Origin of the sequence: Citrobacter sp. Igbk 16, from assembly GCF_028069755.1 — a bacterium.
In the GTDB taxonomy this organism is placed as follows: domain Bacteria; phylum Pseudomonadota; class Gammaproteobacteria; order Enterobacterales; family Enterobacteriaceae; genus Citrobacter.
Genome location: NZ_JANEWJ010000017.1, coordinates 63,655 through 77,728, shown reverse-complemented (window position 1 = coordinate 77,728; position 14,074 = coordinate 63,655). Strand labels below are relative to the sequence as shown.

General features: G+C 53.3%; 11 protein-coding genes. 6 read left to right on the top strand and 5 right to left on the bottom strand.

Annotated features, from left to right (window positions below; genetic code table 11):
* Window positions 1-216: 216 nt before the first annotated feature.
* Window positions 217-1,560: an ATP-dependent RNA helicase RhlE gene (gene rhlE, locus NNO03_RS13120; RefSeq protein ID WP_202039076.1), complete on the top strand. Its 1,344-nt coding sequence runs from the start codon at window positions 217-219 to the stop codon at window positions 1,558-1,560.
* Window positions 1,561-1,631: 71 nt separating this feature from the next.
* On the opposite strand, the gene NNO03_RS13115 is transcribed toward rhlE, so the two are convergent.
* Complete coding sequence (locus NNO03_RS13115) at window positions 1,632-2,366, bottom strand: GntR family transcriptional regulator (protein ID WP_271441263.1); 735 nt, start codon at window positions 2,364-2,366, stop codon at window positions 1,632-1,634.
* Window positions 2,367-2,568: 202 nt separating this feature from the next.
* On the opposite strand from NNO03_RS13115, the gene NNO03_RS13110 reads away from it, so the two are divergent.
* The 5 genes from NNO03_RS13110 to NNO03_RS13090 all read left to right on the top strand — a co-directional run bounded on the left by NNO03_RS13110 (window position 2,569) and on the right by NNO03_RS13090 (window position 9,989).
* Window positions 2,569-3,921, top strand: coding sequence for an adenylosuccinate lyase family protein (locus tag NNO03_RS13110; protein WP_271449719.1), 1,353 nt, complete (start codon window positions 2,569-2,571; stop codon window positions 3,919-3,921).
* A gap of 33 nt (window positions 3,922-3,954) precedes the next feature.
* Window positions 3,955-5,376 (top strand): DASS family sodium-coupled anion symporter, encoded by a 1,422-nt coding sequence (locus tag NNO03_RS13105; RefSeq protein WP_271449718.1) that lies wholly within the window; start codon window positions 3,955-3,957, stop codon window positions 5,374-5,376.
* Window positions 5,377-5,583: 207 nt separating this feature from the next.
* Window positions 5,584-7,734 (top strand): ATP-dependent DNA helicase DinG, encoded by a 2,151-nt coding sequence (gene dinG / locus NNO03_RS13100; RefSeq protein WP_271449717.1) that lies wholly within the window; start codon window positions 5,584-5,586, stop codon window positions 7,732-7,734.
* Between the two features lie 29 nt (window positions 7,735-7,763).
* Window positions 7,764-8,732 carry a DNA-binding protein YbiB gene (gene ybiB / locus NNO03_RS13095; protein ID WP_271449716.1) on the top strand — a complete coding sequence of 323 codons (969 nt, stop codon included), beginning with the start codon at window positions 7,764-7,766 and terminating at the stop codon, window positions 8,730-8,732.
* A 171-nt stretch (window positions 8,733-8,903) separates the two neighbouring features.
* Window positions 8,904-9,989 (top strand): malate/lactate/ureidoglycolate dehydrogenase, encoded by a 1,086-nt coding sequence (locus NNO03_RS13090; RefSeq protein WP_271449715.1) that lies wholly within the window; start codon window positions 8,904-8,906, stop codon window positions 9,987-9,989.
* Window positions 9,990-10,085: 96 nt separating this feature from the next.
* Here the strand turns inward: NNO03_RS13090 and ybiJ are convergent, their stop codons facing one another.
* The 4 genes from ybiJ to NNO03_RS13070 all read right to left on the bottom strand — a co-directional run bounded on the left by ybiJ (window position 10,086) and on the right by NNO03_RS13070 (window position 14,010).
* Complete coding sequence (ybiJ, locus tag NNO03_RS13085) at window positions 10,086-10,346, bottom strand: DUF1471 family protein YbiJ (protein WP_048212199.1); 261 nt, start codon at window positions 10,344-10,346, stop codon at window positions 10,086-10,088.
* 301 nt (window positions 10,347-10,647) lie between these two features.
* Window positions 10,648-10,914 (bottom strand): DksA/TraR family C4-type zinc finger protein, encoded by a 267-nt coding sequence (locus NNO03_RS13080; protein ID WP_048212198.1) that lies wholly within the window; start codon window positions 10,912-10,914, stop codon window positions 10,648-10,650.
* 89 nt (window positions 10,915-11,003) lie between these two features.
* Window positions 11,004-11,681, bottom strand: a complete 678-nt coding sequence (ybiX, locus tag NNO03_RS13075; RefSeq protein WP_271449714.1) for a PKHD-type hydroxylase YbiX — start codon at window positions 11,679-11,681, stop codon at window positions 11,004-11,006.
* A gap of 43 nt (window positions 11,682-11,724) precedes the next feature.
* A complete protein-coding gene (locus NNO03_RS13070) occupies window positions 11,725-14,010 on the bottom strand; it encodes a catecholate siderophore receptor Fiu (RefSeq protein ID WP_271449713.1) in 2,286 nt (761 codons plus the stop codon).
* Between the last annotated feature and the right edge of the window lie 64 nt (window positions 14,011-14,074).

Sequence of the window (14,074 nt, the reverse complement as noted above, 5' to 3'; positions counted from 1 at the left end):
CGACTCTGAACTTAATCAATCGATTGATTAAGATTATGACTCATACGACACCTTGTCCAGTCTGTCGACGTATTTTCCGTGGGCGGGAAATTTATGCGGTATATCACAAAAACTGCTACACTCCGCCCCTTCATGACATTGTGGTTTTTGTCATCTCTATTATATGTATCTCCCTGAAAACGACACCGGTAACGGTCAGGGTGGTTCGGAGTTGTTATGTCTTTTGATTCCCTTGGTTTAAACCCTGATATTTTACGTGCCGTTGCCGAGCAGGGTTACCGTGAACCTACCCCTATTCAGCAGCAGGCGATCCCTGCCGTGCTGGAAGGCCGCGATCTGATGGCCAGCGCCCAGACCGGCACGGGTAAAACGGCAGGTTTTACCCTGCCGCTGTTACAACATCTCATTACCCATCAGCCGCATGGCAAAAGCCGTCGTCCGGTACGTGCGCTGATCCTTACGCCAACCCGCGAACTGGCGGCTCAGATTGGCGAAAACGTGCGTGATTACAGTAAGTATCTGAATATTCGCTCGCTGGTGGTCTTCGGCGGCGTCAGCATCAACCCGCAGATGATGAAGCTGCGCGGTGGTGTGGATGTACTGATTGCAACGCCGGGACGTTTGCTCGATCTGGAACACCAAAATGCGGTGAAGCTGGATCAGGTTGAGATCCTGGTACTGGATGAAGCTGACCGCATGCTGGATATGGGCTTTATCCATGATATTCGTCGCGTACTGGCTAAACTGCCGGCAAAACGTCAGAACCTGCTGTTCTCGGCTACGTTCTCTGACGACATTAAATCGCTGGCCGAAAAACTGCTGCACAACCCGCTGGAAATTGAAGTGGCGCGTCGTAATACCGCGTCAGAGCAGGTGACTCAGCATGTGCATTTCGTTGATAAAAAACGTAAACGTGAACTGCTGTCGCAGATGATTGGTCAGGGTAACTGGCAGCAGGTGCTGGTATTTACCCGTACTAAACACGGCGCGAACCATCTGGCAGAACAGTTGAACAAAGACGGTATTCGCAGTGCGGCGATCCACGGCAATAAATCTCAGGGGGCGCGTACGCGTGCGTTGGCTGATTTTAAATCCGGGGATATTCGCGTGCTGGTGGCGACCGACATTGCGGCACGCGGGCTGGATATCGAAGAGCTGCCGCATGTTGTGAACTACGAGTTGCCAAACGTACCGGAAGATTACGTGCACCGTATTGGCCGTACCGGCCGTGCGGCGGCAACCGGTGAAGCGTTGTCGCTGGTGTGCGTTGATGAACACAAGTTGCTGCGTGATATCGAGAAGCTGCTGAAAAAAGAGATCCCGCGTATTGCGATCCCGGGCTATGAGCCAGACCCGTCAATCAAAGCTGAGCCGATCCAGAACGGACGTCAGCAGCGTGGCGGCGGTGGTCGTGGTCAGGGTGGTGCGGGTCGTGGGCAGCAGCCGCGTCGTCAGGATGGCGGTGCGCCAAAAGCGAAACCGCGTAGCAGCGAAGGCAAACCGGCGGGCGATAAGCCTCGTCCGCCGCGCCGTCCGCGCAAACCTTCATCTGCACAGTAAGTTACGTTACCGGAAGGCAGCGTAAACGTGTTATCCGGCCTGCCTGTCGCGTAGGTCGGATACGCAATGCATCATTCCCCAGAACTTTGCGATTTCAGTACGATTGAGCAGGTATAGCGTCCTGCCGGATGAATCGAAATCGTCGTTTCAAATACCTTTCCTTCCCTGTCCAGATAGCGACGCACAATTCTCATCGCCGGAGAATCAGGTGCGACGTTAAGGATTTTTGCTATTTTCCTGGGCACGCCGACGGCCGTGATCGTCTGGTGAACTTCATGGCTTTTAATGCCGTAATGCGTTTCGATCAGATCGCTAATTAACGAGTGCGGATCGTCGCGGATGTACGTGCGCAGCTTGGCGTAATCCGTACTGGCGTAACTGTCGGTCCAGCAGATTGGCGCATCCGGGTTCTGCGCATCTTCACGCGTACTGGCAATGTGCAGCCAGCGGGAACCTGGCGGACAACCAATCATCTGGGAAAGCTCAATATCCGCCACAATCTCGTCGATTTTCTTAATCACGCGCAGGTTGTTTTTTGCCAGCAGTAACAGATCTTCCAGATGCGATAGCGGGTGATTAACACCGTTTGCCTGTGGTTCGCACACGCGAGTTCCTGCACCTTTACGCCGTGAAATCAGCCCCTGTTCTGTTAATTCCCTCAACGCCTCTCTTATGGTGTGGCGGCTGACCTGCCACGTTTCACACAGCTCCATTTCCGTGGGAAACAGCGAGCCGGGAGCAAAGGTACCCACCGAAATTTGCTGTGCCAGTTCACGTGCTATTCGCTTGTACAGAGATTCTTTCATCGCGGTTTCATCAAAAAATTAATGATCTTCATCACAAAAATATGTACGGACTATTCCATACATTTCTCATGAATACTATAAATGTCCGTACATTCAAATGTACGGACATTTGATTATGTCTGGACAATGTAGCGGTCTTTGTTTATCCAACAAACGACCCGAAACACGCATCTTATCATTATCAGATTTTCCAGGGGGATTTATGGCTTCGAATGTACTTGATTCTGTTCTGTTCAGGGATTCTTTCGGCACACCGGCGATGCGCGCGGTGTTTGACGATCGCGAGCTGGTACGCAAATACGTGGAAGTGGAAGTGGCCTTAGCCAAAGCCCAGGCACGCTGCGGTGTGATACCTGAGGCTGCGGCGCAGGAAATCGCCGAGAAATGTAATGCCGATACGCTTGATTTCGATTTGCTGCGCCATGAAACCGAGATTGTGGGTTATCCCATCCTGCCGTTGGTACACCAAATTTCGAAACAAGCCGGGGAATCTGGTGGCTATGTGCACTGGGGCGCAACCACGCAGGACATCATGGACACCGCGGTCGTTCTGCAAATTCGTGATGCGTTTGCGTTAATTGAAACCGATATGGACAAACTTCGTGCGACGCTCGCTGACCTCGCGCGCCGTTACCGTGACACGCCAATGGCGGGAAGAACCCATTTGCAGCAAGCGTTACCGGTGACCTTTGGTTATAAAGCGGCTATTTGGCTGGATATGTTCGAACGTCACGCTGAACGTCTTGCCCAGGCGCGCCCGCGTGTACTGGTTGGCGAGTTTGCGGGTGCGGCCGGTACGCTGGCATCGCTGGGGGATAAAGGGCTGGCAGTACAAAAAGCCATGATGGAAGAGTTGGGACTCAATGTACCGACCTCCACCTGGCACGTTGCGCGTGATGGTTTTGCCGAAGCCGTAAACCTGCTGGCGGTGATGACCGGTTCGCTGGGCAAAATTGCGTATGACGTGATGCTGATGGCATCAAACGAGTTTGGTGAGCTGTATGAACCGTTTGTCAAAGGCCGCGGAGCCAGCAGTACTATGCCGCAGAAACGTAACCCTATTTCCAGCGAGTTGATGCTGGCCTGTGCGAAAGGCGTACGTCAGCAAGCGGGACTGATGCTGGATGCGATGGTGCAGGATCTGGAGCGGGCGACCGGGCCGTGGCATGCGGAATGGATTGCTATCCCGGAAAGTTTCGTCCTCAGCGCCGGGGCATTGCATCAGGCCAACTTTATGCTAGCGGGGCTGGTGGTTGATGAAGCGGCGATGAAACGTAACCTCGGCATGACCAACGGACTGATTGTGGCTGAAGCGGTCATGATGGGACTGGCACCGTATATCGGTCGTCAGGATGCGCATGATGTCGTGTATGACGCCTGCCGTATCGTCAATGAACACGGGGGGCGACTGGCGGATGTGCTGAATGCGATGCCATCCGTCTGTGAACGACTGGATCCGCAGTTGATTGAAGAACTGACCGACCCGGCGAATTACCTGGGAATGGCTCCTGCAATGGTCGATCAGGTGCTGGCCAAATATCTGTCGCAGATATGATGGTTCTCGGGTTAACGGAATAAGGATATTTTTATGTCAACGAATTCTGTCGCGGGAAAATCCATTCTGTCGTTCCTGATACCGCTGGTCATTGGGGGGATCATTTGGTTTTATCCCGTACCTGATGGTCTGACGCCTCAGGCCTGGCATATGTTTGCCATTTTTGCCGCGACCATTGCCGCTATTCTTACCCAACCGCTCCCTTCGGGGGCGGTAATGTTGATTGCGCTTTGCGTGGTCATTTTTACCAAAACCTTGCCAGAGGCAAAAGCGCTTTCCGGGTTTGCTTCTGGCACGGTATGGCTTATCTTCTGCGCCTATGTCCTTTCTCTGGGGTTTGTTACCTCAGGGCTTGGGAAACGTATCGCGTACAAAATGCTGTCGCTTTTTGGCGGCAGCAGCCTGGGTATCGCTTACTCGCTGGGGGTGTCCGATCTGATTATGGCCCCGGCAATGCCGTCGGTTACTGCCCGCTCCGGGGGGATTATTTTTCCCATCACCCGTTCAATCAATGACGTACTGGGCTCGGCGCCTGGAGTAACCGGCAAGCGCATCGGTGATTTCTTAACCATGGTGTGCTTTCAGTTTACACCGATAACCGGAGCGATATTCCTCACCGGGATGGCGGCGAATCCGCTGGTGGCCAGTCTGGCAAAATCCTCGTTAGGCGTTGAGATAACCTGGGGGGGATGGTTTATTTCCGCGGTGGTTCCGGCGATGGTCTGTTTCTGCCTGATGCCGCTTCTGGTCTATAAATTGCTGGACCCTGAGCTTAAGCGTACGCCAGAAGCAAAAGCGATGGGCAAGCAGGCGCTGGGTGAACTCGGTGCGATGAGCAGCAACGAGAAAAAGGTCGCCTTTGGTTTTGTGCTGGCGTTGGTTGGTTGGGGCACCAGCTTGATCACGGGATTATCAGCGACCTCTGTCGGGCTGGGGCTGGCCGCGTATCTGTTCGCCTCTGGCGCAGTCAGTTGGAAAAGCCTGCTCAATGATCACGCGGCCTGGGATACGGTGATTTGGTTTAGCGTCATTATTAGCCTCGCGACCGGACTTGCCGATCTGGGCTTTATTAAATGGATGACGATAAAACTGGGCAGCGGTATTCAGGGGTTTGGCGCGATAGAATCCTTTATCATGCTGGGGATTCTTTATATTTACGTTCATTATCTCTTTGCCACGGCGACCGGGCATGTTGCTGCACTGTATGCCCCTTTTGCGGCAACGGCGATCGCAGCAGGCGCGCCGCCGATGATGGTCGCTATCTGTTTTGGCATCTTCAGTAACCTGATGTGGGGCAATACGGAGTACGGTGGTGGGCCAGGCCCCATCTATTTTGCCCAAGGGTATTTTGAACGACCACGCTTTTACAAAATCAACCTCTGCGTGGTGACGGCGAATGTGATTATCATTTTTGCCGTGGGCATGCTGTGGTGGAAGTTGTTGGGGTACTATTAACCGACACCCTTATTCGGCCTGCAATGTCCCTCACTGTAGGCCGAATAAGGCGCGAACCCGGATGTAGACCGGATAAGGTGTGTAAGCCGCCATCCGGCAGTTTAGGCCAGTGCTGCGAGCCGCTTTCCAGAATGGGGGAAAAAGGTACATTGAGCGTCTGAAATGTGCCACAATGGTGGCTGTTTATACAGTATTTCAGGTTTTCTCATGGCATTAACCGCGGCGCTAAAAGCGCAAATAGCCGCCTGGTACAAGGCGCTTCAGGAACAGATCCCCGACTTTATTCCCCGTGCACCGCAGCGACAGATGATTGCCGATGTCGCGAAAACGTTGGCAGGGGAAGAGGGACGGCATCTGGCGATTGAAGCTCCGACCGGTGTAGGGAAAACGTTATCTTACCTGATCCCCGGTATCGCCATTGCGCGTGAAGAACAGAAAACGTTGGTGGTCAGTACCGCTAACGTAGCGCTGCAGGATCAGATCTACAGCAAAGACCTGCCGTTGCTGCGGAAAATCATCCCCGATCTGCGTTTTACCGCTGCTTTTGGTCGTGGTCGTTATGTCTGCCCGCGCAATTTAGCCGCACTGGCGAGTACCGAACCCAATCAACAGGATCTGCTGGCTTTTCTCGACGATGATCTGACACCCAATAATCAGGAAGAACAAAAGCGCTGCGCCAGGCTGAAAGGCGATCTCGACAGCTATAAATGGGACGGGTTGCGCGATCACACTGATATCGCTATTGACGACGGACTCTGGCAGCGTTTGAGCACCGATAAAGCGAGCTGTCTGAACCGTAACTGCCACTACTATCGTGAATGTCCTTTTTTTGTCGCCCGCCGCGAGATTCAGGAAGCCGAAGTCGTGGTGGCGAACCACGCGTTGGTGATGGCGGCAATGGAAAGCGAAGCCGTACTGCCAGAGCCGAAAAACCTGCTGTTAGTTCTTGATGAAGGCCATCATTTGCCGGATGTCGCCCGCGATGCGCTGGAGATGAGTGCGGAAATCAGCGCCCCCTGGTATCGACTTCAACTGGACCTGTTCTGCAAATTAGTGGCGACCTGCATGGAGCAGTTCCGCCCGAAAACCACGCCGCCGCTGGCGAACGCCGAGCGGTTGAATGGTCACTGTGAAGAGCTATATGAACTGATCGCTTCACTTAATAACATCCTCAATCTCTATATGCCCGCCACGCAGGAAGCGGAACACCGCTTTGCAATGGGAGAACTGCCTGGTGAAGTGATGGAAATCTGCCAGCGACTGGCGAAACTGACGGAAATGCTGCGTGGCCTGGCAGAACTGTTCCTCAACGATCTCAGTGAAAAAACCGGTACCCACGATATCGTGCGTCTGCATCGGGTTATTTTGCAGATGAACCGGGCATTGGGCATGTTTGAGGCGCAAAGCAAATTGTGGCGTCTGGCGTCGCTGGCGCAGTCGTCAGGCGCGCCGGTGAGTAAATGGGCGACGCGCGAGGTGCGCGATGGGCAGATCCATGTCTGGTTCCATTGTGTCGGGATCCGCGTGAGCGATCAGCTCGAACGACTGCTGTGGCGTAGCGTACCGCATATTATTGTGACCTCTGCCACGCTCCGTTCTCTCAATAGCTTCTCGCGTCTGCAGGAGATGAGCGGTCTGAAAGAAAAAGCGGGAGACCGCTTTGTCGCGCTGGATTCACCGTTTAACCATGTCGAGCAAGGCAAAATCGTCATTCCAAAGATGCGTTACGAACCGTTGATGGAGAACGAAGAGCAGCATATTGCGGAAATGGCGGCCTATTTCCGCGAGCAACTGGAAAGTAAAAAGCATCAGGGCATGCTGGTGCTTTTTGCCAGCGGGCGGGCGATGCAGCGTTTTCTTGAGCATGTTACCGATCTGCGCTTGCTGCTGCTGGTACAGGGTGACCAGCCGCGCTATCGTCTGGTGGAGTTACACCGAAAGCGGGTAGAAAACGGCGAACGCAGCGTACTGGTCGGACTGCAATCTTTTGCCGAAGGTCTGGATTTGAAAGGCGAATTGCTGACCCAGGTACATATCCACAAAATCGCGTTTCCGCCCATCGACAGCCCGGTAGTGCTCACTGAGGGCGAGTGGCTGAAAAGCCTGAACCGCTACCCTTTTGAGGTGCAAAGCTTACCGGCAGCGTCGTTCAATTTGATCCAGCAAGTTGGGCGACTCATTCGTAGCCATGGCTGCTGGGGTGAAGTCGTGATCTACGATAAGCGGTTGTTGACCAAAAACTATGGCAAGCGTTTACTGAATGCGTTACCCATTTTTCCGATAGAGCAACCTGCTGTGCCAGACGTTATAGTAAAACCAAAAGAAAAAGCGAAACCCACGCGCCGCCGTCGGCGTTAACGATGCGAGCAACAGGAAAGGAGTTATCGATGGATTACCGCAAAATCATCAAAGAGATTGGGCGAGGTAAAAATCACGCGCGTGACCTGGACCAGGATACTGCTCGCGGACTGTATACCCATATGTTGAATGGCGATGTCCCTGACCTTGAGATGGGCGGCGTGCTGATTGCGCTGCGTATTAAAGGCGAGGGAGAAGCGGAGATGCTGGGCTTTTATGAAGCGATGCAAAACCATACCATTCGCCTGACGCCGCCTGTTGCCAAACCCATGCCTATTGTGATTCCCAGTTACAATGGCGCGCGAAAGCAAGCCAATCTGACGCCGCTGCTGGCTATTTTACTGCATAAACTGGGATTCCCGGTGCTGGTACACGGCGTCAGCGAAGATCCAACCCGCGTGCTGACAGAAACCATTTTTGAACTGATGGGGATCATGCCCACGCTGCATGCCGGCCAGGCACAGGCAAAACTGGATGGCCATGAACCGGTGTTTATTCCGGTGCGCGCGCTGTGTCCGCCGCTGGAGACGCAACTGGCGATGCGCTGGAGAATGGGCGTTCGCAACAGTGCACATACGCTGGCGAAGCTGGCCACACCGTTTGCAGAAGATGCCGCGCTGCGTCTTGCCAGTGTTTCTCATCCCGAATATGTCTCGCGAGTGGCAAAATTTTTCGGCGACATCGGCGGCCGTGGTCTGCTGATGCATGGCACGGAAGGCGAAGTGTATGCCAACCCGCAACGTTGCCCGCAGATTAGCCTGATAGACCCGACGGGAGTGCGTGTGCTACAGGACCGCCAGAGTGAGATGCCTGACGAGCCAGTCCCACTGCCGGTAGCAAAAGATCCGGAAACGACCGCCCGCTGGATAGAACGCTGTCTGGCCGGAAGCGAGCCGATACCGGCCTCATTGAAAATTCAGATGGCTTGCTGTCTGGTGGCCACCGGGGAATCCGCCACACTGGCAGAAGGACTTGCTCGCGTCGATCAAAGCTTCTGACCCTTTCGTCATCCCGACGGGCCTGACATCTGGCCCGTTAGTCGTTCCTGTCCTGTACCCTTTGCAACGTGAAATTTCTGCACGTTTATTGACCTCCTGGCTACCGTAGCGCAGCATAGTTTGTTGAAAAATAAGAAACACAACAAACACGCAACACAACAGGAGATTACAATGAACAGTGGACATCGCTTTCACGCGCCAACGCTGCATGCGTTTATTCAGGCCGTTTTCCGCCAGATGGGGAGTGACGAGCAGGAAGCGCAGTTGGTGGCCGATCATCTGATTGCCTCAAACCTCGCCGGCCATGATTCACACGGTATTGGGATGATCCCAAGCTACATTCGCTCATTCACGCAGGGGCATTTGCAGATCAATCGTCATGCGAAAGTGGTGAAAGAGGCGGGGGCAGTGGTTACGCTGGATGGGGATTGCGCATTTGGTCAGGTAGCCGCGCATGAAGCTATCGCGCTGGGGATTGAGAAAGCACAGCAGTACGGAATTGCTGCGGTAGCACTGCATAATTCTCACCATATTGGACGCATTGGCTACTGGGCGGAGCAGTGTGCGGCGGCGGGCTTTGTCTCTATACACTTTGTGAATGTGGTGGGGATTCCGATGGTTGCCCCGTTCCATGGTCGTGATAGCCGTTTTGGCACCAACCCTTTCTGCGTTGTGTTTCCACGTAAAAATGATTTCCCGTTGCTGTTGGACTACGCGACCAGCGCCATTGCTTTCGGTAAAACGCGCGTGGCGTGGCACAAAGGTGAGCCGGTTGCGCCGGGCTGTCTGATTGATGCCCTGGGGGCTCCTACCACCGATCCTGCTGTTATGCAGGAATCACCATTGGGCTCGCTGCTCACCTTCGCTCAGCATAAAGGCTATGCGCTGGCGGCAATGTGTGAAATCCTGGGCGGTGCGCTCTCTGGCGGTAAAACGACCCACGAAGCCAGTTTGCAGAACAGTGCAGATGCCATTATTAACTGCATGACCACGATCATCATTAACCCAACACTCTTCGGTGCCCCGGATTGTGACAATCAGGTTTCGGCATTTGCTGAATGGGTCAAAGCGTCGCCGCATGCTGAGGATGCGCCCATCCTGTTACCGGGCGAGTGGGAAGTGAATACCCGTGAAGAGCGGCTGGCGCAGGGTATCCCGCTTGATGCCGGAAGCTGGCAAGCGATATGTGAGGCGGCACGGCAAATCGGTATGCCGGATGCGGTATTGCAGGCGTTTCGCCAACGGCTTGAGCGTTAGATAAAAAAAAGCCCGTCCAGTGGCGGACGGGCAAACAAGGGTAACAAACAGGGTCAATGAGGGTTGGAGCATTGGGTCGTACAGGAATTCTGTTGGTTATTTGTAGATAACCGCGGTGCCGCTCATTTTGTCGTTGCCGACAGCGGAGGTGATGCTGTAACCACTTGCACCAGCAGCAGCTGCTTTTTCAGCCAGTTTTGCTTCCAGGCCATCCAGCGTGGTGGCACCATCAGCAGATACCACACCCATTTTATTCATGCTTTGTGCCTGAGTGGAGGTGACCGGCTCAGCAGCGAAAACACCAAATGACAGGGTAGACAGGGCGATAGCAGCAACAGCAAATTTAATGTTTTTCATGATTTTTCTCTCGCAGGTTTATTCGGTTAGTCGATGTTCTGTTCAGTAGACGTTGTTCTGTCGATGTGAGAAGTATCACGTTTTTTTCGGTGAGAGAAAATCGAATAGAATTGACGACATCAATCAAAAAAATTGAATGACAAATAACTTATTGAATATTAATAAATTCAGAAGAGGGATTTACAGTTCTTGTCATTGCGCTTTACAGAGAAAGTGACAACGGCACATTTTGCTACACCGTGAGTGAAAAAGCGTGCTCGTAAAGGAAATCGTATGCGCTGAAACTTTTGGTAAAGATGAGTCAACGTAGCTGGCTGTCTTTCGAACCTCTGCGATTATATCCTGAAAATGCAGAGTTATGTGAATCTTTGTCCTGTTGGCAGGAGATGCACAAACGCACGCCAGGTACCGCTTCACGGCGCGCCTGCGGGATAGGATTGCCACATTCTTCACATTCATGCAGACTTTCTCCCGTGGGTAACTCGCCACGGGCACGGGCAACAGCATCTTCAATCGTATTGTTGATCTGTTCGTTCACGGCGTCGTCATTTGCCCAGCCAGATGCCATGTGTGCCTCCTGTCATTCGTTTTATAAAATTCGTTTATAGAATAATTATAGCGAATGAGATGGAGGAAAAACGAGCGCCTACAGGCGTATCAGATTTCGGACCACTCGCGCAGCAGGTTATGGTAAAGATTAAGCAACGACAGGATCTCTGCACTTTCTCCATGGCGCGCTTTCAGTGATTGAATGTTCTTATCCAGTTCAAACAGCATGGCGCGTTTTTTGTCATCACGGATCATCGACTGGACCCACATAAACGATGCCACACGGGTTCCTCGGGTAACCGGCGTGACGCAGTGCAGACTGCTGGAGGGGTAAAGTACCAGATCGCCAGCCGGAAGCTTCACCGTATGTTGTCCGTAAGTATCATTTACCCGAAGTTCCCCGCCGTCATAGCTGTCGGGATGGCTTAAAAACAAGGTCGCGGAAAGGTCAGTTCGCATCCAGCCGTTTTCCGGGTGACTACGCACCGCGCCATCAACGTGAAAACCGTAGGTTTCGTTGTTCTGATAACGATTGAACAGCGGTGTAGAGAGGGTTTTCGGCAGTGCGGCAGCGAAAAACAACGCGCTGTTGTTCACGGCGTTCTGCACCGCTTGTTGCAATGCCATATAGCGCTCGCTTCGCGTGTCAACCTGCTGGTTATTTTTAACCTGTGCTCCCTGAGCGCCCGTTGTGACACGGCCATCAACCCAGTCTATGGTTTCCAGTTGTTCGCGAAACCAGACTACATCCTGCGCCGACAGGACGCCGGGAATGTGGTACATCATCAGAGTTTCTCCTGAAAGTGGGGCTTGCGCCCCACGCGATGGATTAGAAATGCATATTCGCGGTGAGCAGGAAGGTTCTTGGCTCACCCGGATGGTAACGGTATCCACTTTTGTTAATGGAGGATACGTATTGGGTGTCAAACAGGTTGTAGACGTTCAACTGGAAATCGAGATTACGGTTTACGCGATAGCCTAACTTGGCATCCGCAACCCAGTAACCTTCGGTATAGGATGGCGTCCCAACGGCGCCGTCCGAACCGCGATGCATGCTGCCCACGTAACGAGCACCGGCACCAACGGAAACATCATCAGTAGCCTGATACTGACTCCACAATGTGAAGGCATGTTCCGGCGTATACGGCAGGGAAGACGAACCATCCTGCGCGACGTCTTGACCGCTATGCACCGTGGCGCGCTGTTGGGTATAACCGCCAATCACCTGCCATGCCGGGGTAATATTTCCTGCCACGGAGAGCTCGTAGCCTTCAACACGTTTTTCGCCATACTGGGAGTATGTCCCGTCATCGTTCTGTTCAACTTCGTTCTCGATATCCGTGCGGAAAACGGCGGCGGTCAACAGCAGGCGTTTATCCAGTACCTCCCATTTCGTCCCGATTTCGCTGGTCTTTGCCTTTTGCGGTTTAAAGTCGGTACGGTTGGCGCTGTTACCGGTCCCACTTTGAGCAAGGGCAAAATTACTGCCGCCCGGCGGTTGCTGAGAAACCGCGTAGTTGATGTAAACGTTGCCGTTCTCGGTCAAATGGTACAGCGCACCTGCTTTCCAGTTCACCAGATTACCGGATTTCGCGGTGTCGACGGTGGTGACCGGAGAACCTTTGGCAGCGCCCGTTGGGCACGCGACGGCACCGCGACCAGAAGCGCCGCACGCGGTTGCACTGTCATACTCGGTTCGGTAATTATCCAGACGAATACCACCGTTCAGTTCAATATCACGCGTAATTTGCAGCGTATCGAAGGCATAAATACCGAAAGTATCGGTCTGTCCGTTGGCGTTAGCGCCATTACGGGATAATCCGCCAATGTTCACGTTGCTGTTCGGTGAGTAAATATTGACCGGTGGCGGGGTGAGTGGCGCTACGCCATAGTTGGTCTGTGTTTCACGGGTCAACTCCACGCCGGTACTGATGTCATGTCCGACAGCACCGGTATAAAATTTTGACGTCAGGTTGGTCTGGTTGGTGAGGATTTTGTTGCTGACATCTTTGGTATTCGCCACCCGTGACCAGCTCCAGGTATCGACGTTGCGGGTTGGCTGCGTGATGTTTGATGCGCCGCCCATGACCGCGGTCATCAGATAATCCTGTTTAATGCGCGACCAGCGCGTGGTGTTGCGAAGGGTCGTGCTCTCACTCAGGTCATGCTCGAAACGCATTGTCGCGGTATCGGTCGTCGAGTCGTCGTAATCGGAGTCGGTACCATAGAAATTATGCGTATCTACTTTTCCTGAATGGTTCAGGGCCGATGTTCCAGCAGACGGCGCTGAGTAGCCAGGCAGACCAATAGTCGGAATTCCTCCGTCCGGTGTGTTGTGCTGGGTGACGTGTAGATAGTTCAGATACAGTCGGTTTTCGGTGCCTAAACCAAAGGCAATAGAGGGAGCCACGCCGTAGCGTTCGTTTTTAATGTTATCGCGTCCGGCATCATGCGTTTTCTCACCCATCAGGTTTAGGCGTGCCGCGGTGGTGTCACCGATGACCTGATTGATATCCAGTGTTCCCCGGCGGAACCAGGCGCTACCGACGCTGGCTGAGGCGTCAATACCTGAATCGGTGCGCGGCTGCTTGCTAATCATATTGATGGAGCCTGTGGGGGCACTGCGACCATAGTCGGTGCCGGAAGGCCCTTTAATCACTTCAACCTGTTCCGTATTGAAGGTGTCACGCGTGACGCTACCAATATCACGAATACCGTCGATATAAATGCTGTTTGAGGTGTCAGCTCCTCGCATATACACCGCATCGCCGGTGGTGGAATTACCATTTTCACCCGCAAAAAATGCACCAACACCGGGCACGTTTTTCAACGCATCAGTAAGATTGGTTGCCCCCTGATCCTTAATAACCTGCTCAGAAATCACCGTCATAGTGCGAGTGGTGTCAGCCACCGGACGAGAGAACTTCGGGTCGGCAGAGTGCGTTGGGGCATACAGCGAGGGCTTGGCCGCTTCAACGACCAGCGTATCTTCCTGCTTTGTCTCTTGTGAACCTGCGGCGACGGCCTGGGCTACTGGAGACAAGCCAATACACAGGCCGGCAAAGAAGGTGAGTGAATGAAAACTACAAGACGGCAGATTGCGATTTTTATCCATGTTATGAATGACTTATTATTTTTGAGTAGTAGGTTTCACTCAAACGAAGGGACATCTCTGTGGA